23 protein-coding genes are annotated in these 24785 nt (G+C 70.5%); 10 read left to right on the top strand and 13 right to left on the bottom strand.

Annotated elements, in window-relative coordinates:
* Positions 1-196 precede the first annotated feature (196 nt).
* Entirely contained in the window at positions 197-1753 is a 1557-nt protein-coding gene (locus BUB75_RS40905) for a diguanylate cyclase domain-containing protein (protein WP_073265702.1), read from the top strand.
* A 19-nt stretch (positions 1754-1772) separates the two neighbouring features.
* Here the strand turns inward: BUB75_RS40905 and BUB75_RS40900 are convergent, their stop codons facing one another.
* The 5 genes from BUB75_RS40900 to BUB75_RS40880 form a co-directional block, all read right to left on the bottom strand.
* Positions 1773-2855: a HAMP domain-containing sensor histidine kinase gene (locus BUB75_RS40900; RefSeq protein WP_073265700.1), complete on the bottom strand. Its 1083-nt coding sequence runs from the start codon at positions 2853-2855 to the stop codon at positions 1773-1775.
* Positions 2848-3522, bottom strand: a complete 675-nt coding sequence (locus BUB75_RS40895) for a response regulator transcription factor (protein WP_073265698.1) — start codon at positions 3520-3522, stop codon at positions 2848-2850. Before BUB75_RS40895 ends, BUB75_RS40900 begins: the two co-directional genes overlap by 8 nt.
* A gap of 5 nt (positions 3523-3527) precedes the next feature.
* Positions 3528-5198, bottom strand: coding sequence for a serine hydrolase domain-containing protein (locus tag BUB75_RS40890; protein WP_073265696.1), 1671 nt, complete (start codon positions 5196-5198; stop codon positions 3528-3530).
* Between the two features lie 67 nt (positions 5199-5265).
* On the bottom strand, positions 5266-6597 hold the full coding sequence (locus BUB75_RS40885; protein ID WP_073265809.1) for an FtsX-like permease family protein: 1332 nt from the start codon (positions 6595-6597) through the stop codon (positions 5266-5268).
* Positions 6598-6602: 5 nt separating this feature from the next.
* On the bottom strand, positions 6603-7352 hold the full coding sequence (locus BUB75_RS40880; protein ID WP_073265694.1) for an ABC transporter ATP-binding protein: 750 nt from the start codon (positions 7350-7352) through the stop codon (positions 6603-6605).
* A gap of 97 nt (positions 7353-7449) precedes the next feature.
* Between BUB75_RS40880 and BUB75_RS40875 the strand changes: the two genes are divergently transcribed.
* From BUB75_RS40875 to BUB75_RS40870, 3 genes are all read left to right on the top strand, one after another.
* Positions 7450-8055, top strand: a complete 606-nt coding sequence (locus BUB75_RS40875; RefSeq protein WP_073265692.1) for a TetR/AcrR family transcriptional regulator — start codon at positions 7450-7452, stop codon at positions 8053-8055.
* Positions 8056-8102: 47 nt separating this feature from the next.
* A complete protein-coding gene (locus BUB75_RS45885; RefSeq protein ID WP_143175742.1) occupies positions 8103-8321 on the top strand; it encodes a hypothetical protein in 219 nt (72 codons plus the stop codon).
* A gap of 74 nt (positions 8322-8395) precedes the next feature.
* Positions 8396-8869: an NUDIX domain-containing protein gene (locus tag BUB75_RS40870; protein WP_073265807.1), complete on the top strand. Its 474-nt coding sequence runs from the start codon at positions 8396-8398 to the stop codon at positions 8867-8869.
* A gap of 98 nt (positions 8870-8967) precedes the next feature.
* Here the strand turns inward: BUB75_RS40870 and BUB75_RS40865 are convergent, their stop codons facing one another.
* On the bottom strand, positions 8968-9423 hold the full coding sequence (locus BUB75_RS40865) for a winged helix-turn-helix transcriptional regulator (protein ID WP_073265690.1): 456 nt from the start codon (positions 9421-9423) through the stop codon (positions 8968-8970).
* A gap of 88 nt (positions 9424-9511) precedes the next feature.
* On the opposite strand from BUB75_RS40865, the gene BUB75_RS40860 reads away from it, so the two are divergent.
* Positions 9512-10180 carry a DUF899 domain-containing protein gene (locus tag BUB75_RS40860; protein ID WP_073265687.1) on the top strand — a complete coding sequence of 223 codons (669 nt, stop codon included), beginning with the start codon at positions 9512-9514 and terminating at the stop codon, positions 10178-10180.
* Between the two features lie 110 nt (positions 10181-10290).
* Here BUB75_RS40860 and BUB75_RS40855 read toward each other — a convergent pair whose 3' ends face one another.
* Positions 10291-11139 carry an alpha/beta fold hydrolase gene (locus BUB75_RS40855; RefSeq protein ID WP_073265685.1) on the bottom strand — a complete coding sequence of 283 codons (849 nt, stop codon included), beginning with the start codon at positions 11137-11139 and terminating at the stop codon, positions 10291-10293.
* A 56-nt stretch (positions 11140-11195) separates the two neighbouring features.
* On the opposite strand from BUB75_RS40855, the gene BUB75_RS40850 reads away from it, so the two are divergent.
* From BUB75_RS40850 to BUB75_RS40835, 4 genes are all read left to right on the top strand, one after another.
* On the top strand, positions 11196-11798 hold the full coding sequence (locus BUB75_RS40850; protein WP_073265683.1) for a TetR/AcrR family transcriptional regulator: 603 nt from the start codon (positions 11196-11198) through the stop codon (positions 11796-11798).
* Between the two features lie 214 nt (positions 11799-12012).
* Positions 12013-12315, top strand: a complete 303-nt coding sequence (locus tag BUB75_RS40845; RefSeq protein ID WP_073265681.1) for a hypothetical protein — start codon at positions 12013-12015, stop codon at positions 12313-12315.
* Positions 12316-12428: 113 nt separating this feature from the next.
* The gene (locus BUB75_RS40840) at positions 12429-12788 is read left to right on the top strand and encodes a response regulator (RefSeq protein WP_073265679.1); all 360 of its coding nucleotides are present in this window, start codon (positions 12429-12431) and stop codon (positions 12786-12788) included.
* A complete protein-coding gene (locus tag BUB75_RS40835; protein ID WP_073265677.1) occupies positions 12785-14221 on the top strand; it encodes a DUF7125 family protein in 1437 nt (478 codons plus the stop codon). Before BUB75_RS40840 ends, BUB75_RS40835 begins: the two co-directional genes overlap by 4 nt.
* A gap of 79 nt (positions 14222-14300) precedes the next feature.
* On the opposite strand, the gene BUB75_RS40830 is transcribed toward BUB75_RS40835, so the two are convergent.
* The 6 genes from BUB75_RS40830 to BUB75_RS48340 form a co-directional block, all read right to left on the bottom strand.
* On the bottom strand, positions 14301-15107 hold the full coding sequence (locus BUB75_RS40830; RefSeq protein WP_073265675.1) for an alpha/beta hydrolase: 807 nt from the start codon (positions 15105-15107) through the stop codon (positions 14301-14303).
* 56 nt (positions 15108-15163) lie between these two features.
* Positions 15164-16159: a hypothetical protein gene (locus tag BUB75_RS40825; protein ID WP_073265673.1), complete on the bottom strand. Its 996-nt coding sequence runs from the start codon at positions 16157-16159 to the stop codon at positions 15164-15166.
* The gene (locus tag BUB75_RS40820; RefSeq protein WP_178380108.1) at positions 16159-19269 is read right to left on the bottom strand and encodes a BTAD domain-containing putative transcriptional regulator; all 3111 of its coding nucleotides are present in this window, start codon (positions 19267-19269) and stop codon (positions 16159-16161) included. The genes BUB75_RS40825 and BUB75_RS40820 overlap by 1 nt, the downstream gene beginning before the upstream one ends.
* A gap of 161 nt (positions 19270-19430) precedes the next feature.
* A complete protein-coding gene (locus BUB75_RS40810; protein ID WP_073265671.1) occupies positions 19431-21344 on the bottom strand; it encodes a TOMM precursor leader peptide-binding protein in 1914 nt (637 codons plus the stop codon).
* Positions 21337-22854, bottom strand: a complete 1518-nt coding sequence (locus BUB75_RS40805; protein ID WP_073265669.1) for a hypothetical protein — start codon at positions 22852-22854, stop codon at positions 21337-21339. Before BUB75_RS40805 ends, BUB75_RS40810 begins: the two co-directional genes overlap by 8 nt.
* A complete protein-coding gene (locus BUB75_RS48340) occupies positions 22851-22976 on the bottom strand; it encodes a hypothetical protein (protein WP_281248459.1) in 126 nt (41 codons plus the stop codon). The genes BUB75_RS40805 and BUB75_RS48340 overlap by 4 nt, the downstream gene beginning before the upstream one ends.
* A 472-nt stretch (positions 22977-23448) precedes the next feature.
* Between BUB75_RS48340 and BUB75_RS40800 the strand changes: the two genes are divergently transcribed.
* Positions 23449-24785, top strand: a 1337-nt coding sequence (locus tag BUB75_RS40800) for a DUF222 domain-containing protein (RefSeq protein WP_143175741.1), incomplete at its 3' end; no start/stop codon positions are given.

The following is a 24785-nucleotide window of genomic DNA, read 5'->3' as shown; positions in this document are numbered from 1 at the left end:
ACCTGACCGAGCCCGCACCCGTCGAATGGGTCGTTCCGGCCGGCTCAGTTCCGTAGCACGTCCAGCGCGCCTCACCCGGCGCCGGTTACACCGACCACAGATCGGTCAACGGCCGGTCGTGCGTGCCGATCAGAACGGTATGCGGGCGCGATGGCGAGCACAGCGGCGAAACCGGGCTGGTCTGATGGTGGTAGCCATGGTGCTGGCCACCGGCGGACTGGTCACCGCGACCGCGTTCACGACCGTCGAGCGAGGCGAGAGGCTTGCCGCCAACCAGCTCATGGACCGCTACGCCGACGAGCTGTCGGCAGCGATCAGCGACCGAACCGCGCGGTACGCCGAGGCGCTGAATGACCTCGCTGCTGCCGTCGGCGCCCAGTCCGACCTGCGCAAGGACGACTTCACGAGGATCACCGCCGGGCTCACCACCACGCGCATGCCTGGCTCGGCCGGCATCAGTTTTGTCGTTCCCGCCACCCCCAGCCAGATTCCCGCCGTGCAACGGCACTGGCGTGCTCTGGGCGCCACCGATCTGACGCTGCGCCCGGCCGCGGGAACGTCACGCCACGCGTTCGTGGTGTACGAGCGCTCCTTCGACGCTCTCGCCGACGTCCCCGGCATCGACCTGACACAGAGCCCCCAGCCCGCCGAAGCTCTTCTCCGCGCCTGGCAAGGCCACACCTTGGCCGTCAGCACGACGTTCCAGCTTCTCCGTGACCAGCGGCTGGCCGAGCAACGCCGACAGCCGTCCTTCGTGTTCGCCGCCCCGGTGTACGCCGCACAAGGCTTGGCGCTGCCCGACCGGTTCCACGGCTGGGTCGTCATGCCCGTTCGCGGCCAGGATTTCCTGTCCAGGACCTTGCTCGACCGCGGCCAGGGCGCGGTCCAGGTCAGCGTGACCGAGGGCCGGACAGACGGCACCGTCCTCACCGCCGTGCGTCCCGGCCGGCGCGTCGATGACGCCTCGCTGGTACGGCACCGCACCTTGTTCGTCGGGCAACGTCGCTGGCAGATGACCGCGTGGCCCACCACCGACCTGCTGGCCGCCACCGACCGAGGCATGAGCCGGCTCACCCTCGCTGCGGGCACCGCACTGACCCTGATGCTCGGCGCGGTGACCGGAGTGCTCGCCGGTAGCCGCAGCCACGCCCTGCACCAGGTCGATCAAGCCACCACGGCGCTGCGCCGCGACATCGCTCGCCGGGAACACGTCGAAGCCCAGCTCCGCGAACGCGAGCAGCAGCTGCATCACCTGGCCTTCCACGATCCGCTGACCGGAATAGCCAACCGGGCGCTGCTCTACGACCGGCTCACGCACGCGCTGCTCACGCAATCCCGCTCCGGGCATCGCATCGCACTCCTGTACATCGATCTCGACGGATTCAAGGCCGTCAACGACCAGCTCGGACACCACGCAGGCGACACCGTCCTGCGAGCGGTCGCCGACCGACTCTGCGCCAGCGTGCGCGCCGCAGACACCGTCGCCCGCCTCGGCGGTGACGAGTTCGCCATCCTCCTTGAGGGCTGTACGACCACCGACGCCGCCCGCGTGACCGCCGAGCGGGTCATCGCCGAGGTCCGAGCGCCGATCGACCTCGCGGGCACGCCGGCCCACGTCTCCGCCAGCATCGGTATCGCGGTCAGCCATCCCGGCGACACCGCCGACGATCTCGTCCGGGTCGCCGACGCCGCCATGTACAGCGCGAAGGACGCCGGGAAGAACCGTTACGTCGAAGCCGCCCACAGTGTGTGAGCCACCGGGCCCCGGACGGCTATGCCGTGCGCGGAAGCGTCAACCGGAAAGCGCAGCCATCGCCGGCCGGCCCCGGCGACCGCAGGGAGAGGCTACCTCCGTGGGCGAGCGCCACCTGATGCGCGATCGGCAGGCCGAGGCCGGCGCCTGGCGGGTTGCGATGGCCGCGCCAGAACCGTTCGAAGACACGGTTCTGCTGGTCGGTGGGGATACCTGGTCCGTGGTCGGTGACGACGACTGCGACGTCCGCGTCGGTGACCTCGACCGCGATCTCCACGTCCGAGCCGCCCGGTGGGTACCGGAAGGCTGTGTACCGGATGGCGTTGTCGACCAGGTTGGCGATGGCCCGCCGCACCGTCGGGGCGTCGACCGGGCACGCGGCCGTGGGTGGGCCGGTGACGGTCAGCTCTCCCGGCTCGGCCAGCACCCGCGCGTCGGCGACCACCTCGGCGACGAGGGCCATCACGTCCGTGGGCCGGCGGTCGAGGACGCGAGCGCGCCCACGAGCGTCCACCAGCAGACCGTCGATCGTGGCCTGTAGTTGGATCACCGCTCCACGCGAGCGCTGCAATCCTTGCTGATACACCTCGATCGTCGGGTCGGGGTGGGCGAGCAGCACCTCGGCGTTGGTCAGCAGGACCGCCAGCGGCATGCGGAGTTCGTGGCTGGTCTCCTCGATGAGTCGTCGCTGGGTATCGGCCGACTGCTCCAGCCGGCCGAGCATCGCGTCGAAGCTCGCCGCCAGCGCCACCACCTCGGTGGGGCCCTGATCGAGCGCGATGCGCCGGCCCAGATCGGTGCCCTGGATGTCCTCGGCGACCGCCCGGATGCGCTCGATCGGGCGCACCGCCCGGCCGGCCCACCACCACGCCAGGCCGGCCGCCACCGGCGCGAGACCGACGACGGTCCAGGTCACCGATGCCGACCGCTGGGCCGTGGTGGCCGTGACGGCCTCCGCGCCGCCGGTGGCGGTGACCGTCGTGTCGACGTCGGTCGCCAGCACCACGCCGAAGAGCAGAAGGACCGGGACGTAGCCCGCGAGGAATCCGAGCACCGCGAGCCGTGCCCGCAGCGACCGCCAGACCCGGCCACCGTCACTCATGATCGGTCCTCAACTGGTAGCCCACGCCGGTCACGGTGACGATGAGCGGCGGATCGCCGAGCTTGCGACGTAACCGGCTGAGGATCACCCGGACCGAGGCGGTGAACGGGTTGGCATGGGCGTCCCATACGTGCTCCAGCAGCTCTTCGGCGGACAGCACCACGCCGGGATGGTGCAGAAAGTAGCGGAGCAGGGAGAACTCGCGGGCGGTGAGGTCGAGGCCGCAGCCTGCCCGCCACGCCTGGTGGGTGGCGAGGTTGATCGTGAGCTCGCCGACCCGCAGCGTCGACCCTCGCTCGTCCCCCCGGCGGCCCAGCGCCCGCAGCCGAGCCACCAGCTCGGCGAAGTGGAACGGCTTGACCAGGTAGTCGTCAGCGCCGGCGTCGAGACCGGCGACCCGGTCGGCGACCGCGTCCCGCGCGGTGAGCACCAGTGTTCGCCGCGGCCGGTGCAGGTCCGGATCGTGCGAGACCCGGCGGACGAGGTCGAGCCCGTTGCCGTCGGGCAGCCCCAGATCGAAGCAGGCGACGTCGTACGGGGTCGCCCGGAGAAACTCCTCGGCGTCGGCGTAGGTGCCGGCCACGTCGACCGCGTACGACTCGTTGCGCAGCCCGAGCGCGGTGATCTCCGCGAGGTCGGGATCGTCCTCGACGAGCAGGATGCGCATGCTGGTCAGCCGGCCCGCCGCGCGACCGTGGTGCCGCGCGGGGTGGTGACGGTCATCCGATCGTCGGCGAACTCGACGGTCACCTCGGGTCCCGTCTCGGTCGGATCGTCCGGCCGGTAGCGGCCGTTCCCGGACGGCACGAGCGCTAGCGACGGCGGCTCGGTCGGAACCTCGACCGCCCCGACGCCGCCTTTCTCGTCGACGGAGAACCAGCCGAGGACCGACCGCGATCGGGTACTGATCGTCACGTACGTGCGGACGTCGTTGTCGTGGAACACCGTCCCGGCCAGCGCGATGTCGGTGATCGGCCCGTAATCCGACTCGAACAACTTGCGTTCGGTGCGGCCATCGGACGACTCCCCCCGCAGCACCGCCAGCACGCGGCGCTCGTGGTCGCGGATGTCCTCGGTGGAGAGGTCGCGTGGTGGCAGGGCGGCGATGACGGCGTCGGTGCCGCGCGCCGACATCACGAGGCGGTTGCCGCTCGCGCTCACGTCGAGTGAACCTCCGGTGGCGAGGCGGTAGGTCCCGACCCTAGCGGCAGTATCGGCGTCGGCGGGCGGGGCGCCGGGCGTCGGCATTCGATGCCCGGAGATCAGCGCCGGCGCCAGCGTCTTCAGCAGTTTCCCGGCCGGCAGACGCGGCTTGTTGGACATCACCACGATCGCCTGCTGGCGCTCCGGTACCCACGCGACGACCGCGTTGTGGCCGACGTCGCCCCCGCCGCCGGACGCCGTGAGGAACGGCTTGCCGTAGGCCGACGCGTCGACGGCCGCCCAGCCGGGGGTCTCGGCCTGGCCATTCCCGAGATCGTGCCCCGGGGTGCTGATCGCCCGTACCGACGCGGGCGACACCAGCCGACCGGTGAACAGCTCATGGGTCCAGGCGGCCAGGTCGCGGGCCGTCATCGCGAGCGCGCCGTTGCCGTCCACCGCCCAATGCGGCCCGGCGAACGTGCCGTCGTGACCGGGGGCGCCGCTCTCGGTGTAGCCGACGGCGCGGGGGCCCGGCGCCGCCGGCTCGCCGTCCCAGAAACCGCCTGCCACCGTCCTGCCCGGCAGCGGCAGGATGTTCGTCGCGGTGTAGTCCCGGTAGCTCGAACCCGACACCTTCTCGATGATCAGCGCGAGCAGCGTGTATCCGGCGTTCGAGTACACGTAGTCGGTGCCCGGCGGAAACGCGAGTTCCAGCCGGTTGATCGCGGTGATGGCCTCGTTCCGAGAGAGCGGTTGGTGGTCTTCGCCGTGCGAGCCGTTCAGGCCGCTGGTGTGCAGGAGCAGTTGCTCCACCGTGACGCCGGCCACCGGCCCGGCCAGCTCGGGCAGGAGCCGGCCGGCCGGGTCGTCGAGCGACAGTTTCCCGGCGTCGACGAGGTGGAAGACCGTCGCGGCGGTGAACGACTTGGTGACCGAACCGATGCTGAACACCGTGTCAGGAGTGTTGGGCGTCCCGGCGCTGTCGTTCGCCGAACCGAAGCCGGCGAGGCAGTCGAACCGACCCTTGGTCGAGATGGCCACCGAACCGCTGAATCCGGCTCGTGTCCAGGCGCTGAACGCCGCGTGGAGCCCGGCATCACACTGGCCGACGCTCTCGCGCGGAGCGGGCTCGGGACCGGTGTCGTCGGTGCAAGCGGTGAGCGTCGCGATCAGGAGAAGAGCCACCAGGAGCGTGCGCATGCGGGGCACGTTAGGAAGAGCGTTGCGAACGAGATGTAAACGAGGCGGGTCGTTGCGGGACGCCCGCTCAGGCGGCCACCGCGGCGATCGCGGGTGCGCGGAGCGTCCGGGTCGCCGTCACGAGGCTGGTGACCAGCGTCGCGACCGCCGCGATGGCCACGATCCCGAGCCAGAGCCCGGGGCCCACGTCCGGACGCAGAGCGTCCGTCCGCACGAACGTGAAGGCGAGGATCCCGGCGACGCCCGCGACCGTGCCGAACAGGACACCGGTGAACGTCAGCACGACCGCCTCGCTGCCCACCATGCGGAGCACCTGACCCGGTGTCGCGCCGGCCAGACGCTGCTGCCCGAACTCCTGCCGCCGATACGAGGTGGCGGCGTACAGCGTGTTGACCAGCATGAGGCAGGAGAACGCCGCGATGATGCCGACGACCACCACGTTGAGCGTCTCGAGGTTCTTGTCCTCGACCGACTTGGTGACGCCGGAGGCCTCGATCGCGTCGCTCTCGACCGCCTGCAGGTAGAGGGTGGCGGTCGCCATCCCGACGAAGACGACCAGCGGCATGAGGATGCCGGAGAGTTCGTCGGCGCGCCGGCGCACGTTGAGCACGGCCAGGTGGCCGCCGGCGCCGAACACCGCCCGGAGGGGACGCTCCGCCACCGCGAGCAGCGCCCGCAGCAGTAGCGGCGAGAAGACCGCGAGGCCGATCGACAACAGGATGGCGCCGTAGGCCGGGGCCGCCATCAGCGCGGTGTCGGTCGCCTGCATCGCGAACGTCGCGCTGACCGCACCGGCGCCGGCGAGCAGTGCGATCAGACCCGCCACCTGCCGGAACCGTCCACGGGAGGCGCGCTTGCCCGCAGCGGCCCGCAGTCCGCGGCGGACGGCCAGGAAGGCGGCTCCCACCGACGCGATCACGGTAATGGCGAAGCCCGCACCAAGCCCGATCGGTCCGAACACGTACGGCACCGACTCCGCGACCTGGCCGCTGTCGTGGAAACGATCCACCAGGGCGCGGCCGGCCAGCATCGCCGGCCAGATCGCGAGTAGGGCACCGGCAACGGCGACGATCGCGGCTTCGCCGACGATCAGTCGGCTGATCTGCCCCGGCGTGGCTCCGGTGGCCCGGAGCAGGTCCATCTCGCTGCTGCGTTGGCGGACGTTCACCGTCAGCGTCGACGCGACCGCGAAGAGGACCAGCAGCGTGCCGTATCCGCCGACGACGCCTCCGGTGAGGCTGAGCGACTCGGCGCTGGCCGGGTCGACGCCCGCCCCGGCGGCCGTGTCGTGCAGCGAGTTGAACGTCATGACGATGACGCTGCCGAGAAAAGCGGCCAGCAGCGTGGCGACGAGGCGGCCCGGCCGGTGCCGGATCGAGCGGATCGCGAGCGAGAGCATCTGCTTCACACCCCCGCGGACACGGTGTCGGCGAGGTGTGCCAGCCGCTCGGCGACCGCGTCTGCCGTCGGCGCCCGCAGTTCGCCGGCCAGCCGGCCGTCAGCGAGGAACACCACCGAGTCGGCATAGGACGCAGCGACCGGATCGTGCGTCACCATCACCACGCTGCGCCCGTGATCGTCGACCGCCCGCCGCAGCAGGTGGAGAACATCGCGCGCGCTGCGGGTGTCCAGGGCTCCCGTCGGCTCGTCCGCGAAGACGACCGGCGGTTCGGTGACCAGCGCCCGCACGATCGCGACGCGCTGACGCTGCCCGCCGGAGAGCTGGTCGGGCCGGTGGTCGAGGCGGTCACCGAGACCGACCTGGGTGAGGATCGCTCGGGCCCGGGCCGTGTCGACCCGCCGCCCGGCGAGCGTGAGCGGCAGCGTCGTGTTCTCGACCACGGTCAGCATCGGCAGCAGGTTGTACTGCTGGAAGACGAAACCGATCCGGTCCCGGCGGAACTTCGTCAGCTTCGCCTCGCTGCCGACCGCCATCGGGGCTCCGTCGACCTCGATGAACCCGCTGTCCGGCTGCTCGAGCCCGGCCGCGCACTGCAGCAGCGTCGACTTGCCGGAGCCGGATGGCCCCATCACCGCGGTGAAGGAGCCCGTCCCCAGGCTCAGCGAAATGCCGTCCAACGCACGCACCGCAGTGTCGGCGTCCCCAAAGGTCTTGCTGACGTCGACCAGCCGTAAGGCATTCGTCGCGCTCATGAGCCCATCCTCCGAATCGAAATTCGCCGAATCAACATTCGGCGAACTGGGGTTCAGTATGCTGACAACGTCGAAGCGTCGTCAAGGGAGCGTCGAAATGAGTGTTCGTAAGGCCAAGGCGGCCGAGACCCGGGCCGCCCTACTGAGCGCAGCCCGCACCGTGTTCGTGGAGCGGGGCTACCTGAACACGAAGATCGTGGACATCACCTCGGCTGCCGGGCGGGCCACCGGGGTGTTCTACGACCACTTCGCGGACAAGGAAGAGCTGCTCCAGGCACTGCTCATGGAATTGCACGGCCAGGCGCGCGAGCGACTGGCCGACGGAGGGCATCCCCGCGAACACGACCTGACCGACCCGGAGGTACTCCGCGAGCACCTGGCGACGACCTGGCAGGTGATGCGCGCGAACCTTCCCGTGGTCGTCGCGCTGTTCGAGTCGACGGTGGCGGCCGGGCCGAAGTCGGACGCGATGTGGCGGCGGCTTACCCAGGACACTGACATGATCCGCGACCACCTGGAGTACGTCCGCGAGCTCGGCCGCACACTGCCCGGCGACCCCACACTCGTCGCCGCGGCAATGGGCGGGATGCTCTCGATGCTCGCCTACGCGACGCTGTCCTCCGGCGCCATCAACGCCTCCGACGACGAGATCGTCGACACCGTGACCGCGCTGCTGCTCAATGGCCTGGCAGGCCCGAGATGAGCCAACGGCGCACAGGTACGCTTCGCGTTGCCGGGTGAGGGGGCTAGGTGACTGCGGAAATCAACGCAAGGCTGCGCGGTCGCCAGCAGGAACAGGAAATTCTCGACCGGTTGGTCCACGAAGCGCACCGCGGACGCGCCGGTGCGGCGCTGCAGGAGACAATGGCCGCCCACACGAAGGACGTCCGCCGGATCCCGACCGGCCACTCCCCGTTCCTGTCCCGCCCTGCCGAACTCGCGGAACTGCTCGACGAGCTGACGCGCTGATCAGGACCGCTTAGATCCCGCCGCTCAGTCCGCGCGGCGGGCTCCGGCCCTCGCCGTGTCACTAGCCTGCGGTGGTGACCATCGACTACACCGCGACTCTCCCCACCAAGCGTGCCGCGGCCGCGGTGCTGTTCACCGATGGCGAGGGGCGGGTGCTGCTGGTTGAGCCGACGTACAAGCCCGACTGGGAGATCCCCGGCGGCGCGGTTGATCTCAACGAGTCACCGTTCGCGGCAGCCTCGCGTGAGGTGATGGAGGAACTCGGTCTGGCGATCACGCCGGGCCGCTTGCTGGTGACTGACTGGGTGCCGCCCCGCGGCACCCGTACCGAGGGATTGATGTTCGTCTTCGCCGGTCAGCTGCGGGAGCCGGACCTCGCCGCCATCCGGTTGCCGGCCGAGGAACTGCGCAGCTGGCGGTGGTGCACCGAGGCGGAGGCCGAAGAGCGGATGTCGCCGCTGCTGGCCCGGCGCGTCCGCGCGGCGCTACGGGCGGCCGACCACGACAGCACGCTGTATCTCGAGAACGGTGAGGTCGTCGCCGGTTAGCTCGGAACCGGGCAGCCTGCGGTTCTCGGGGCGACCGGCTGCGAACCGCGCGGCCTGCGGGTTACCGACGATCCGGCAGTAGGCAGTCCGGCTGTGGCTCAGCCGGCTGCTCCAGGGCCGGGCAGCACGTCGACGTCGGTCGCGTTCATCGGCTCGCCGCAGTGCGAGCAGGTCAGCTCCACCGCGGCGATTTCGCCACAGGCATGGTGCCGGTACACCACCGGTGGGCCGGCCTCACCAGCGGTCCAGCGGTCGCCCCACCGCACCATCACCAGGAGCAGGTCGCACAGCTCCGTCCCCTTCGGAGTCAGCACGTACTCGTGGCGTACCGGCCGGTCAGAGTATTGCCGACGCTCGAGCACTCCCTGCTCGACCAGCCACGCGAGCCGCTGCGTGAGGACTTTGCGGGAGATCCCCAGATCGCGCAGCAGCTGATCGAACCGGGTGATGCCGACGTAGACATCGCGCAGGATCAGCGGCGACCACGGTTCCCCGATGACGTCGAGCGTCCGGGCGATGGAGCAAGCCATGTCGGAGAACTGCGTGCGCTGCATGAGCCGAGCATATCCCGCTTAGTTTCTTAAGGAGACCAAGTTTGGTATGGTCGAGTCTCTTGAAGAGACTAACTAGAGGAGGCAGCCCATGAACCGCCCGCCCGTCGTGTCCCCGCAGGAGTGGCAGGAAGCGCGCGACGCGCTGCTCGTCAAGGAGAAGGAGCTCACGCACGCGCTCGACCGGCTCGCCGCCGAGCGGCGACGGCTGCCGATGACGCGCCTGGACAAGCCCTACCGTTTCGTCGCACCGGACGGCGAGGAGGTCGGCCTCACCGACCTCTTCGGCGGCCAACGGCAGCTGGTGATCTATCACTTCATGCTCGAGCCGGGCTCGGACCACCTGTGTGACGGCTGCAGCTCGTTCACCGACAACCTGGCCGAGCACGCGAGCCCGCATCTCAAGGCACGCAACACCAGGCTGATCCTGATGTCCCGCGCGCCTCAGGCAGAGATCACGCCGGTCAGGCAGCGAATGAGCTGGACCGCGCCGTGGTACTCCAGCCACCCCAGCGACTTCAACGACGATCTCGGGCTCGACGGAGGCTTCGGCCTGAGCGTCTTGCTCCGCGACGGCGACGAGGTCTTCCGCACCTACTTCACCCGCGGACGCGGCGTGGACCGGCTACGCCTGGACTTCAACCTCCTCGACCTGACGCCGTACGGCCGCCAAGAGGCCTGGGAGGACTCACCGGCCGGCTGGCCGCAGACCCCGACCATGCAGTGGCTGCGCCACCGCGACGAGTACGAAACGGATTGAGCGACGAATCGCCACCCACCCCCTCCACGTCACCCGGCGCGGCGAGGATCTCCAACTGTGCCGTGCGTCGTAGAAGGCTCTGGCTCGGGTCGATAACGCGAGGCAGCCCGCTACGCCGTCAGCGCGTGGGCCGCGCGGATCTCATTGGCGACCAACTCCGGTTCGTCCAATGGAAGGAAGGTCCGCCCACGGTCAATTTCGACGAGGGTGGCGTCGGCGAAGGCGTCACGCAGGCGGCGAGCCAAGCCGATCTTGAAGAACGGGTCGGCAGTTCCCCAGACGATACGGGCCGCTTTGGGGAATCGGTGCAGCCGGGTCGAGACGTCGACGAGGTCCTTGGGGTCGACATGACGCAGGAAGTCGGCGGTGTTTCGGCGCACCGCCGGGTCGTTGAGCGCTGGGGTGATCCAGCGGCGGGTGAGCGCGGGATCGAGCGGGTCACGGACCAGCCCTCCGAAGCCGAGCATGGAGTGGCGTAAGGCCTTCGGGCGTACCGAGGCCATCAGCGCGCGCAGCAGCGCGGGCCGGCGGCCGGCCTTGAAGATCAGTCCGAACGGCGCGGGCGGGAACTGGTCGAACGCGTCGCAGTTAGTGAGGACGAGGCGTCCGATTCGGCTGTGGTCGGTGTCGATGAGGAACTGGCACAGTGCGCCGCCGGTGTCGTTGCCGACAAGCGTGACGTCGGTGAGGTCGTGCGCGGCGAGGAAGTCGTTGATCAGCCGGGCGACGCCTCGCGGGCTGAGATCGGTGCCGACCGGCAACGGGATGCGGTGCGAGCCGAGCGGCAGGTCGGGGGCGTAGCTGCGGACGCCGTCGAGAGCGAGCGCGTCGGCGACCTTGGTCCACAGTTCCGCGTTGACCAGCAGGCCGTGGACGAACACGACCGGTGGCTCCGTGCTGGCCTGTGGTCCGGCGGATCGGTACTCGATGCGACCTTGTGGGATGTCGGTGACAGTCATGGCGTCCCCTTCGGGTAGGTTCGGTCCATGCCCCAAGAAACATACGTACTGTCTGCATGAAAAGCAATCGACGGACTCAGGAACAGCGCTCCGAGGCGACGCGGACTGCGCTGATCAACGCGGCGCGCGAGCAGTTTGCGGAGTCAGGATTCAGCGCGGTCGGCACCGAGGCGATCGTGCGGGCCGCCGGGGTGACCCGCGGCGCGATGTACCACCAGTTCGCGAACAAGACCGAGCTGTTCGCCGCGGTGTTCGAAGCGGTCGAAGCAGAGATGACCCGGCGGATCGATGCGGCGGTGAGCAACAGCGGCGAGAGCGATCCGATCGCGCTGATGAGGTTGGGCGCGGCCACCTGGCTGGGCGCCTGCGCCGAGCCCGAGGTCCAGCGCATCGTGTTGATCGAGGCTCCGGCAGTGCTCGGATGGGAGCGGTGGCGGGAGATCGGCCTGCGCTACGGGATGGGGCTCGTGCAGGGGCTGCTCGAGCACGGCATCTCGGTCGGCCGGGTGGCAGCGCAGCCGGTCGAGCCGCTTTCGCACGTGTTGATCGGAGCGCTGGACGAGGCGGCGCTCTACCTGGCCCGAGCCGAGGATCCGGCCAGGGCGCGCCGCGAGGTCGGAGCCGTGATCGACCGCCTCGTCCAGTTCCTCGCGGTGTAACGCTGCCCCGACTCCACGTGGTTAGACCGGCGGTGCCGGTGGAACGCACGAGGCGTGCGCTATCGATTGACGGTGCAGGGGATCCGACCTGGTCTACGAAAATCACTGGAATCGACGCAAGCCGCGCCTGTTCAGGGCCGGCGGCGAGGAGGGCGACGAGGACGAGCTTCCGCGCGATCGGTGGGGGAACTACCAGTTACCCACGGGCCAGGCGGTGACCTTCGGCTACGACTGGCTCCAGTTGGCACCGGTACTCGAGGGCGGCAAAGAACGCATTCTCGCCGCTCGGCCCGTGAACAAGCGGGTGGCTGTGGGCCTCGCCGTGCTGAACGGACTGGCGCTCATCGTCGGGGGCTGCTTCGCAGCGGCGCTCACGCTTACGGCGTCCGCCCTGGTCTTTGGTCTGCTCAGAAGGCCGGGCCACCACCGAGCGCGCACCATCGGCGCGATCGCCATCCTGATCGTCGCGATCGTGCTCTACGTGGCCGTCGCTCTGGCCGTGCGCCAGCTGCGCTGACCGCAGCAACCCACTCGAGCCGCACCAGAATTGTCCGTTAAATGATCTTTATGTAGTTATTCTGTTCGGAGGTGAGTCCGCAGAGGCTCGGCCGTGTCGAATGGATGGCTTCGGTGGGCAGGATCCTGGTGGTCGATGATGAGCCGGACCTGCGGTTCCTACTGCGGCGCATCTTCACGCGAGCCGGTCACGAGGTCACCGAGGCCGGTGACGGCGCCGCTGCTCTGGCTTCGGTGTACGAGGCGCGGCCGGACCTCATAGTGACCGACATGACGATGCCGGTGATGGGCGGCGTCGAACTGATCCGTCGGCTGCACGCCGATCCGACGACCGCAACCATTCCGATTCTCGCGGTCAGCGGCGACTGGCAGCTGGCGGTCGACGCCGACGCGACGCTGGCCAAGCCCTACCAGCGCGCCGAGCTGCTCTCGGTGGCCGATGACCTGCTCCGGAAGGGACGTGAGGGGCAGTGAAGCGGCTGTCGACCGGGCTGGCGGACCTGGACCTGATCCTCGGCGGTGGTCTGTTCGCGGGCTCGGTGGTGGTCCTGGCCGGGCCGCCCGGGTCTGGGAAGACGATCCTGGCGCAACAGATCTGCTTCGCCAACGCCACCGTCGAGCACAAGGCCGTCTACTACACGACCCTGTCCGAGCCGCACTCCAAGCTCGTCGAACACCTGCGCGGGTTTTCGTTCTTCGACCCTTCGGCTCTCGGGCCCAAGGTCGAGTACGTCCACCTCGGTGACATGCTGCGAGACCGCGGCGCCGGTGACCTCGAGCCGCTGGTTGACGAGGTGGTCCGCCGGGCTCTCGACGACGAGCCGGTGCTGGTGGTGGTCGACAGCACCAAGATGCTGCGGGATTTTGTCAGCGATCACGCCCTGCGGACGGCGCTCTACGATCTGACCAGCCGGGTCGCGCACAGCGGGGCGGTGCTACTCCTGCTGGGCGAGTACACCGCCGAGGAGATGCAGACAGGGGTGGAGTTCGCCCTCGCCGACGGCATCGTGCACCTGTCGTACCAGTCCCGCGAGCCGGTGGACCGGCGCACTCTGCGGGTCGTCAAGCTGCGAGGCACCACCCATCTCAACGGCGCTCACACGGTGGCGATCTCGGCCGACGGGTTCCAGGTGTATCCCCGGGTCGAGTCGTTCCTGCCCGACGAAGTGCCGCTGAACAACCTGCGCGTCTCGTCCGGGGTTCCCGGCCTGGACGCGTTGACGGACGGCGGGATACCGCACGCTGACGCCACCCTCGTCCTGGGGCCCTCCGGCGTCGGTAAGACGATCTGCTGTCTCAACTTTCTCGCCGAGGGCCTGGCCCGCGGCGAACGCTGCCTCTACATCACTTTCGAAGACACCCTCGACCAACTGGTCGGCATGGCGGGCAAGTTCGGCTGGGATTTCGAAGCCGCCCGCGCCAGCGACCACCTGATGATTTCCCACGTGCCGGTGGGCCGACTCGAACTCGACGTCGTGGCCGCGGTGATCCGTCACCGCCTCGCCGACGGCACGACCACCCGGGTCGTGATCGACAGCCTGGCCGAGATGGCCGAAGCCGCGCGCGAGACCGACCGCTTCCCCGCCTACCTACGCAGTCTCCTCGGCGTCATCCGCTCCGCCGGCGCTTCCCTCTGGGTCACCAGCGAGACCAACACGTTCGGGCCGGTGGAAGAGCCGCTGGTCGGGCTGATGTTCCTCTTCCACAACGTGATCCAGATCCGGTACATCGAACGTTGCGCCGAAATCGGCCGGCTGCTCAACGTCGTGAAGATGCGCAACAGTGCTCACGACAACGGCATGTACCACTGCCGCATCACCGACGACGGCATCGCCGTCGGCGACAAGCTCACGCAGGTCACCGGGATGCTCGGCTGGAGCGTCCCGCGCGACTGCAGCGCCCCCTGACGCCGCTATTCGTTGAGCGGATTGCATTTGCAAGGGCCATAGGCCTTCCAAATGCAATCCGCCCGGGCGGCGGCCCGGACTAGGCGAGGCGTCGGACCGCGTCGACCACGGCGGGACCGTCGCCGAGCACCGGGTCGTTGTGGTCGGCGCCCTCGACCGAGACGCTGTCGACGAGGTTTGCGGCCGACTCGGCGACCGTGCGGCTCTGGTCCGGCGGGACGATCGTGTCGCGCGTGCCGTAGACGACGATCGTGGGCGCGCCGACGCTGCGAATCTGGTCCGCAACCGGGAACCGGTCCCGCAACAACAGACCGACCGGCAGGAACGGATAGTGCGCCTTCCCGACATCGGCCAGCGACACGAACGGCGAGCGGAGCACGATCCCGCGCGGCTGCTCAGACAGACCGGCGGCGAGCCGGGCGACGACTGCGGCGCCGAGGCTCTCGCCGAACAGGATGATCCGGTCGGCGGTAAATCCACCGGCACCGGTGAGGTGGTCCCAAGCCGCACGAGCGTCGCGGACGAGCCCATCCTCGGACGGGTCGCCGGGGTTGCCGCCGTAGCCTCGGTAGTCCATGAGCAGCACGGTGAGCCCGGCCGCAGCGAGCTTGCGGGCCAATTCCACGCGGCCGGCACGATTGCCCGCGTTGCCCGGCACCACCAGGGTGACGACGTCGTTTCTCGACGAGGCGGTCGGCGCCACCTGCCACGCGGTGAGCCGCAGCCCGTCGTCAGCAGTAAGACCGACCTCCGTGACCGCGGCCGGAACCGCGGGCGCGGCGCGGTCGGGAAAGTAGATCAGCCGCCGCTGCAGCGCCCACAGCATGCCCACCACCAGTCCGACGACGACCGCGACGCTCAGCCCTGCCCGGCACCACCGGCCCATACCGACCTACGGTAACGCCGATCACTCACAGTGAGGTATGAGACCCGGGCGTGAATTCAGCGACCGCAGGCCGGGCACGGACGCCGGGTGCGCCTCTGGAAAGCGACCGTCGCCACCAGCAGCCCGATCCCCCACAGCAGGTAAGCCGGTATTGCGATCCAGTAGAACCACAACGGGAGTGCCCCGTCGCCGGGGTCCCAGGTTCCGGTGATGGTCTCGACGGACAGTTGCACCAGGCCGACGCCGAAGTAGACGATCAGGCCGCCGCTGATTGCCACCGCCGGACCCAGCAGCAACAGGCGGGGCACGCGGCGGCCGGCGAGCAGCGGGACCCAGCGCGGCCAGACGCGGCCCCAGGAGTGGACCAGCGCCAACGGCAGCACGATTCCGGCGAGCAGGAACCCGATCTCGAACGCCACCATCGACGGGCCCTCCGCCAGCGGTGTATTGCCCGGCCCCACCGCGAGCTGGGCGGCCAGCCTGATCAGGCAGCCGGCGACTGCCAGGTACGCCGCGGCCCACGCCCAGCGCGGCACGTGGACGGCGCTCTCGGCCGACCGCGGGTTGCCGGTGCGTCCGCATCGCCGACAGTCCCCGCGGAACAACCGCTGGTACCGGCGCAGCGCGAGGCCCTCGAGCACGGCTCCGGTCAGCGCGGCGGACCGGCTGAGGAACGCGGCGAGGTCGAACGGCAGCCCCAGGCCCGGAAAGAGCAGCCCAACGACGTCCAACAGGAGGAGTGGGCACGCCAGCACCAGAGCTACCGCCGTGCCCCAGCCCGCCACCGCCAACGCGGGCCGCCAGGAGCGCGCGCGGATCAGGCCCACGGCAGTTGCGGCGACCGCCGCGCAGAGCCCCACCGACGCCCAGCCGGCGAACACCATGAGGTCGGTTCCGAGCGGCTCGAACGACGGCGCGCCGATGATGGCCCAGGTCAGCTGGACGGTGCCGTAGGCCAGCGCCCAGCCGAGAACGAGCCAGGGCAGGTATCGACGCTCCACGCGTGGCGCGGTCGTCGACGCGTCGGAGCCGGAGGGTGTCGCGGCCGCCATCAGGATCGACTCCCCGACGAGACTCGGTCGGCCAGCGACGCGTCGATCCTGGCTCGTGCCTGATCGGCATCGGGGACGCCGAGCTTCTCGAGGATGCTCTGCGCGCCTCCCCATGCCTCGAGCGCGGCGTCGATATCGCCCACGGCGGCCTGGGTGTCCCCGAGGTGTAGGAGCACCTCGCCCTGGAGGGCCCGTTCGCCGAACTCGGCGAAGGTGTCCAAAGCCTGCGCGTAGTAGTTCACGGCGTTGTGGTAGTCGCCGAGATGGTGGCTGATGTAGCCGAGACTGTCCCAGGTGGCAGCCAGCACGATGCGACTACCGGCCTGCTCAAGCAGGTCACGGGCTCGTTCGCAGTGCCGCAGCGCCGTGTGGTGTTCGCCGACCAGGGCGTAGTGCCAGCCGATGCCGTTGAGCACCTTGCCCTGCCCGCCCAGGTCGCCGAGGCTCTGATAGATCCTCAGGGCCTTCCATGCCTGCTCCACCGCATCCGTGTGGTGGCCGGCGTGTTCGAGGATCCGAGCGAGGTCGTGATGGACGGCCGCCCGGCCACCGCCGTCGTCGAGGGCCTCGAAGAGCTCCAGGGCGCGATGGAGATGCTCCTCGGCACCGTCCCAGCGCAGCCGGGCGTGAGCAAGTCCCAGTCCACGGTGGATGTGCGCCTGCGCGGCGTCGGAGGCCAGGGACCGAGCAGCGGCCAGCGCGGCGGTGTGGGTGGTGATCCAGTCGCGCCAGTGGCCCTGTCGGTCGAAGAAGTCGACGAGGCACCAGGCGAGTTGCCAGACGTGCCGGTCGCGTCGTAGTTCGAGGTCGGCGGGCTGCTTGGTGATCGTCATCAGCACTTGGTGCTCGGTGGTGAACCACCGCAGGGCCTGTCCGTGATCGGCAAGCTCCGCCAGCGTGACGCCGTCATAGGCCTGCCGTGCCGGGAGGCGGATCGCGGGCCGCGCCGGGTTGAGCAGCCGTGCCGCGGCGTGTGCGGTGCGCAGGTAGTGGTCATCCAGCCGCCGCACCGCAGCCGACCGCTCCTCGTCGGAATCTTCCCGCCGCCCCCGTTCGCCGGCGTAGGCGCGCAGCAGGTCGTGGCAGGCGAACCGTCCCAGGGAGTGTTCGGTGATCAGATTGGCCCGCGTCAGCTCGGCCAGCAGTTGACGAGCGCCGGCCGCGGTGACGGCGGCGAGGCTGGCGGCGGCGGGCATCGCGATGTCCGGCCCGGGGTGTAGTCCGAGCAGCCGGAACAGCCGGGCTGCGGCCGGCGTCAACGCCCGATAGGACCAGGAGAACGCCGCTCTGACGCCCAGATCACCGGTGTTCAGCACGTCCAGAGCGGCACTGGCCTCGGTCAGCTCGTCGGACAGCTCAGCCAGCGCGAAGCCGGGATGCGTCGCCGCGCGGGCTGCCACGATCGCCAGCGCCAGTGGCAGCCGCGAACACCGTCTGACGATCTCCTCGACGGCGTCCGGCTCGGCCCCCACCCGCTGCCCGCCGATCCGGCGGGCGAGCAGTTCCACCGCCTCCCCGACCGGCAGCAGGTCCACCGAGATCGGCAGGGCGCCGTCGGCGACCAGGCAAGCCAGCCGGTCCCTGCTGGTCACGATCGTGAGGCAGTCGGCGGAGCCGGGCAGCAGCTCACGGACCTGTGTGACGTCGCGGGCGTTGTCGAGGAGCACGAGCATCCGCCGATCGGCCAGGATGCTGCGGTACAGCGCGGCCTGGGCCGGCAGGCGCTCGGGGATCCGCTCGGGCGGCACGCCGAGGGCGTCCAGAAAGTGGCGGATCGCCTCGGCGGGCTGCACCGGAACGCCCGACCGGTCGTACCCCTGAAGGTTGACGTACAGCTGACCGTGGGGAAACCGGTGTGCCTGCCGGCGTGCCCAGTGCACGGCGAGCGTGGTCTTTCCGACGCCGGCCGTCCCCGCCACGACGGCCACCGCTGCGTCGGGACGAGGGTCGGCCTCGAGACCGTCGAGCAGATCGTCCAGTCGGCTCAGGTGCTCGGCCCGTCCGTGGAACGCCACGGTGCCCGCCGGCAACTGGCGGGGCACCGCCCGGGCCGGCTCGTCGTCGGCCCTCGGCGTCATCGTCTGCTGGCGCAACACCCGCAGATGGGCATCGGTCAGTTCCGTGCCCGGTTCGATGCCGAGCTCGTTGCCGAGGCGCGTCCGCAGAGCGAAGAACAGGTCCAGGGCCTCGGCCTGGCGTCCGGTCGCGGCCAGCGCCAGCATCAGGCGTGCGGCCAGCCCCTCGTGCAGCGGCTCCTCGTCAGCGAGCGCGCGCAGCGTGCGGACGACCGCCTCGTGGCGGCCGAGCGTGAGGCTGGCGTCGGCGTAGGCCACCGCCGTGTCCAGCCGCAACTGCCCGAGCGCCACGGCGGACGGATGCTGCGTCGACAGCGGATTGCGCAGATCCGCCAGCACCGGCCCGCGCCAGATGGCCAGGGCCTGCTCGAACAGCTCCTGGGCCGCACCGAGGTCGCCCGCGCCGCGGGCGTGCCGTCCCCGGTCGGCGAGCCGCTCGAACCGCGCGACGTCGAGTTGGTCCTCGCGCAGGTCGAGCCGGTAACCGCCGGTGGTCAGGACGACCACACCGAGCTGGCTACGGGCTGCCCGATCCGGTTCGAGGACGTCACGCAGGCGGGCCACGTAGCTGTTCACCAGCGCCGGATAGGTGCGCGGCGGGCGCGAGCCCCACAGCGCTTCGGCGATCTCCTCGCGGCCGACCGGCTGACCGTGCTGGACGGCCAACCGCCCGAGCAGACTGCGTAATCGGGCAGAGTGCAGCGGAATCGCCCTACCGTGCCGCTCCACGGACAGCGGGCCGAGCACTCGGACGGCCAGGGCCGGGCGGCCCGCCTGGACGGGTTCGATCTCGGCGGGCCGGACCGAATCGTCGGCGCCCAGACCGAGCGCGGTCAGCAGGCGCCGAACCGACTCGGCCCGCGGGCGCGCGACGCTACCGCGTTCGATGTTGCTGACCGTCCGAATGCTCACGCCCGCCCGCAGGGCGAGCGTCTCCTGCGCCAGACCGGCGTTCTGCCGATGGGTGCGGACGAGGTCGCCGAGGGACGGTTCCGCTGAAGGTGTTCGACCGGTTCTCCCGGGACCTGCACCCACCCGCTCGCCTTCCGCCCCCGGGCGACCGAACGACTGGCGAGCGTCGATCGGGACGCGACTGTGGTCTTGGCCAAAGCCGAATTGTACCGATCGCCCCAACCGTGCAGTGAGGTTGTGTCAACAAAGCGACGCCGGCCGGTAACGCACCCGCTCCAGCGTCGTCATGGGAACGGGTGCGGATGGAGGGGAAGATCCGCGTAGTCGAGCACGGCGGGGGCACGGCCGAGCTGAAACGGCACGTGCAGCAAGCGCGGCAGGCCGACCGTGCGCTGGTGGACGTACCCGAACGTCATCGGCAGCGTGCCCGGCACGATCACCTTCGCCGAGCGCAGCCCGAGCCGCGCACGGATCCACGGATCAGTCTGGTCGACGACCACCGTCTCGAGGCCCCGCCCCGCGAGGTGTTCGATCAGCCCGGTCAGTACCTCGGTCAGGTCGGTCACCGGGGCCGGCTGCCCCGGCCAGAGCTCGCGCCAGTCAACGGGGCCGGGGCCGTCGAGCAGGAACTCATACCGCGGCCGCGCCTCGGGTAGCGCGTTGAGGGCGACGTGATCGTCGATCGTGCGCACCTCGGTGGGGTCGGTCAGCATCCGCCGTATCCGCGCTGAGTCACGCGACGTGAGGTCGCGGGCCATCCGGGCGGCCGCGTGCAACCCGACGGCCGCCTCCATCGCTGCCGATCGCAGGGCGACGCGGGGATCCGGATGGGCACCGGCAGAGAAGTAGGCGTGCAGACCGGCCGGTGTCCCATCGCGGCGCAGTGCGAGCGAGAGCACCACCGGCAGGGCGAGGTCGTTGGTCGCGTCGAAGAACTGCAGGTCGTACCCGGCCCGAGTGGTCTTCTGGACGAGGTGCCAAGTCAACTCGTCGCTGCTCGGCGGCGCGACGCGATGCAGCGGGGTGCGGGCGTGCCAGGCGAGCAGGAACGCATCACGCTCGACGACCTCGAACAACCCGTAGAGGGCGGCCTCCTCGAGGCTGCTGCCGGTGCCGCAACCGTTGGATCTCTCATCGACGAAGTGCGGCGCGGAACGGCTCGCACGCAGTCCGTAGTACGCGACGTGCTCCGGAACGGCGACGGCGCGCTCACGCGTCATCGACCAGCCGTAGACCCAGTTGGTCACCGCGTCCGGCCGGTACGGGGTGAGCCGGAACGCGGGATGTCCGTGATGGCGCGGGTCGGAGAGCCCGAGCGTCGAGGGGTCGATCGCGACCTGTGGGCCGAGGTCCTCGTAGGACGCCCGGAGCACGGTCCTACGGCCATGCGGACGCAGAGCGGCCCGACGTTCGACCGCCTCGAACAGCGCTGTGCGCCGCGCCTCCGCCACGCTGGCGCCGCGGCCGTACCCGTACTCGTGACGTCCGCCGGCCACGGTCACCGCCGAGGCCAGCGGCACGGGTGCGGCGTCGATGTCGTTCAGCCGGATCACCGTCCCGAAGCCCCCGGTGATCAGCGCCCGGTTCAGCCGGTCTCCTTCGACCGCAGGATTGGGCGCGCGCAGCTCGGACGATGTGCCGACGGGCCGTGGCACCGGGGTGAACGTGGCGCCGGCGGCGGTGTCGTCGAGCATCGGGTGGCAGCGCGGGCAGTCCGGATCCGGTGCGACCTGATGGGCGGAGACGACGTTCGCCGCGGGGCCGAGCGTCCATACCGTCCCCGGCGCGATGTTCGGATCGCGGGCCACCGCGGTGATCAGAGCAGCCAGCAGCGGCAGGCTGGTCGGTGAGGGCTGGCCGCCGAACGTCAGCAGCATCGGGTCGCCCGGCAGCGTCAGCATTCGCAGGCGAGCGTGCTCCGCGCAGCGGAGGCACCCGGGCTGACCCGGGCCGACTACCGGACCGAGCACCGTCACCGCGGCGTCCTGACGCAGCGCGATGCTCGGACCGGGGGCTCGGTCGCTGAGCTCGGTGAGGTCCGCCGCGGTCCACGTCGTCGGCAGCAGGACGAGAAGGTCCGCTTCGGCGGTGGTGTCGAGGTCATCGGTGGTGGGACCGTCCAGTACCACTACCGGCGGACCCGACGTGGATTCCAGCTTCGCTCGTAGTGCGGCGGCGAACGTGCTGTGCTCAGTCATCCGCGTCGACCACCTTCACGACGAAGCCGGTCGCTCGCAGCCCCTCCGACAGGGCGCCCCGCCGCCGTCGGCGCTCGGGACGCGGTCGGCGAGCGGACGGCACGATCAGTCGAAGGGCGTCCTGCACGCGCGACTCGTCCGGCGAACCGTCCAGCCATTCGACGTCAGGGGGACCGTGGTGCGACGACGCGGCGGCGAACGCGCCGCACAGCGTCAGCGGCCCATCGTCGTCCGGAAGGCCTGCGGCGCGAGCCTGCCGCGCGCCGTCCGCCTGCATGGCGGCGCAGGCCGCCGCCCGCTCGGCGGTGAACTCCACCGCTCGACCGGACTCGCGTCCGTCCTCGGTGACGAGCGCGGCGAACAGGCCGTGCGCGAGCGGCGCGACGGCCAGCCGTTTCGCGCTGCGGCCCGGCAGGCCGGCGGTGGCCGCGCGACCGACGAGGTCGAACACCACCCTGCGCAGCAGGATCCCGTCCACGTGGGACTCGTTCATTCCGACGGCGAGCCGGCCGGCACCCTGCGGGTCGAGAAGGCGCTCGGCCGCCCGCAAGGCCGCGTCGAGCCGCGCCGCGCCGACCGTGGCCCCCAGGCCGGTCACCCCGCCAGGAGCCATCGCGTACGACGCGAGCGCCACCGGGAGTTGGGGCAGGTCGTCCGAGCGCGGCGGCGGTAGGACGCCGACCTGCTCGTCACAGAGTGCGGCCAACCGGCGCCGCACGTCTGCGTCCGTCCGCTCCGCCCCGCCGCTCAGCAGCCAGGGGCGGTATTCAGACGACAGCGGTGCGGCCCGGGCCACGAGCACCATCGGCCACGGCCCGGGCTCGGGCCCATCGGGGAGCCGGGCGATCCGCCGGATGATGCGGTCCGCGGCGGCCCCGCCGAGCAGAGCCGCGAGCGGCCCGTTCGACCGGCCGGGGGCGACGACGCTCAGCAGGCGCGCGATGCGGTCGACGTCCCGGCTGGCGAATCCGACGGCGGCACTCGGCGGGGTCACGAAGCCGGTGTGCGGTCCGCCGATCGCAGCCACCGCGACAGGCTCGGCGCCTCCGGTGCTCAGTACGACCGGCGCCGTGGCCACTCGGCCTCGCACGGTCAGCACCGGTACGCCTGCCGCCTCGAGCGCCGACGCGGCGGCGGCGGCGATGCCACCCGCGCCGGTGATCGTCACCGGCGTGGTGGTGAGGCGCCGCCAGGCGTCGATCGCGTCCGGGGACAGCTGTTCCAGCCACGCAGGGAGCTCGGCTCCCCCATCGACGAGCATGTCGTGCTCAGTCAGGGCATCGACGAGGCGTCCCACTGCGTCGCGGGTGGCCGGCCGCGTGGCCAGGCCCGCGAGCCGGCCCTCCTCGACGCCGCCCCGCAGCGTCGGCTCCAGCCGCTGCCACAGGTGCCACAGGTCCGCGCCGCCCGCAGCGGTGAAGGCGGTGCTCCAGCCGCGCACGTAGATGCCGTCCGGCGTCTGTGATGCCCGCACCGCCGGTCGCAGCCGCACGAGCTGGCCGGTCGTCACCGCGTTGACCCGATCGCGGCGAGGCGTTCGGGTACCTCGCGGACGAAGCTGACAACGTCGGTCTTGCCCACGCGGAAGACCTTCCGCGGGTTGTGGGGATTGAGGATCGGGGACGAAGGCATCGGCTCCTCCTGGTCCGGGCTTGCCGCCCTCCGCCGCCGGGTGTGTGTAGGTTCGCCGCGGCATGACGACAACGCTAGGAGCCAGGTCCGCCGGAGATCTGCACTGCGAATGCAGGCAAGTGGTCGCTCGTTATTGGGTGTTTGAGCAGCAACAACGCGGGTTGGATAGGTAAGTTCACCGGCAACTGGCCGCTCGGTTGTGCGTCTGGAGCGTCGGGTCCACCTCAATCCGGAATCCGGAGCCAGGTCAAGCCGGAGACTCTGCCTGCCGGAGCACCGGGTGGGGCCAGGTCAAGCCGGAGGAACGCGGCCAACTCAGACCATCAAAGTCAGGCGACCCGTGGACACCCGTCACCGGCATAACCAGCGTGCGGATCAGTGATGGCGCCGTGCCGCCGTACGCGTGCATGGCGCGCGCGTCTGACTCCCGCGCATCCGTTTTCTGTCGGGGGGCAGCTCTAGAATTTCGCACATGAGTTCGATGGTCGAGTGTGTGGCGGTGTTGCGGGAGTTGGCCGGGGAAGACCTCGGCGGGCTCCCCGATTCCGCGCAGCTCGGCCGGGTAGAAGACTGGGAAGAAATCGTGCGGGTGGCCCAGGCCGGGCTCACCGAAGCGGTCGGTGCGGTGCATCGCCGAGGCGCGGTCGCCTACAACGGTGCCCCGTCGACGAAGGCCTGGCTCCAAGGCTCGTTGAGAATGACCTCCGGTGAGGCCAGCGCTCTGGTCGACACCGCGCGCCGGTTACCGGTTCTGCCGCGTTTCGCCGGCGCCCTGTCCGCCGGGGTGGTCTCGTTCGGGCATGTGAAGGTCGCCGCGTGGCTGGCCCGGAAGGTCGACGCGGTGGATCCGAATTTGGTGCCGGTCGCTGAGGAGATGTTGTTCGAGAACGCCCACCGGCTCAGCTGCTCAGAGCTGCGGCAGATCGCCAAACGCATCCTCGAGCACCTGCTTCCGGCGAAAGACCATCCGCCGGAACCCGAACGCGCCATCTACCTGGGTCAGACCTACGACGACATCTGGGACTTGAAAGGCTCCCTCTCGCCCGAATGCGGGGCGATGCTGCAGACCTACTTCGCGACCCTGCCCAAACCCGATCCCGAAGACATGCGCTCAGCGGCCGAACGCCGCCACGACGCCCTCCGGGACCTCATCCGGCACATCCTGGACACCGGCGAACTCCCCACCACCGCCGGGGAGCAGCCGCACCTGACCGTGCTCGTGCACGCCAGCGACCTACGCCGCACCCCGACCGGCCGCACCGTCCTGGCCGACACCCCAGTTTCCGCCCCGGACACTCCGCTGCCCGAGATCCTGGTCCGGCTGGACGACGAGTGGCCCCTCGACGCTGACGGGGAGCAGGAGTGGGTCACCGACTGGGACTGGGACGTGGTCGCCGACTGGCTCGCCGACCCCCAGCACCAACCCGAACCCGCGGCCCCCACCGGCAACCACCCCGACAGCGGCCCCGGCGGTCCCGACACGAGCCCCGGCGTCCCCGGCGGCTTGGACGTGCGCCCCAACGGCTCCGGCAGTGGCCCGGGCGGCCCCGGCGGCGGCTCGGGTAACGGTGGCCTCGGCCGCTCCAGCAGTGGCTCCGGCGGCGGCTCCGGCGGCTCGGGAAGCGGATCCGGTCGTGGTCCCCGGGTCTGGGTTCCCGGCAGCCGCTGGGTCCCCGGACCCGGCGACGGAGGCCGCACCGACTTCGGCGACACTCTCCCCCTCGAAGCCATCGACCGCATCGCCTGCGACGCCGCGATCAACCGCATCGTCCTCGGACCCGACGACGTCCCCATCGCCGTCGGACGCCG

The sequence above is a fragment of the Cryptosporangium aurantiacum genome (genome assembly GCF_900143005.1).
GTDB lineage: Bacteria > Actinomycetota > Actinomycetes > Mycobacteriales > Cryptosporangiaceae > Cryptosporangium > Cryptosporangium aurantiacum.
The sequence above is the reverse complement of the archived record's forward strand: the minus strand, read 5'-3'. Positions and strand labels throughout refer to the sequence as shown.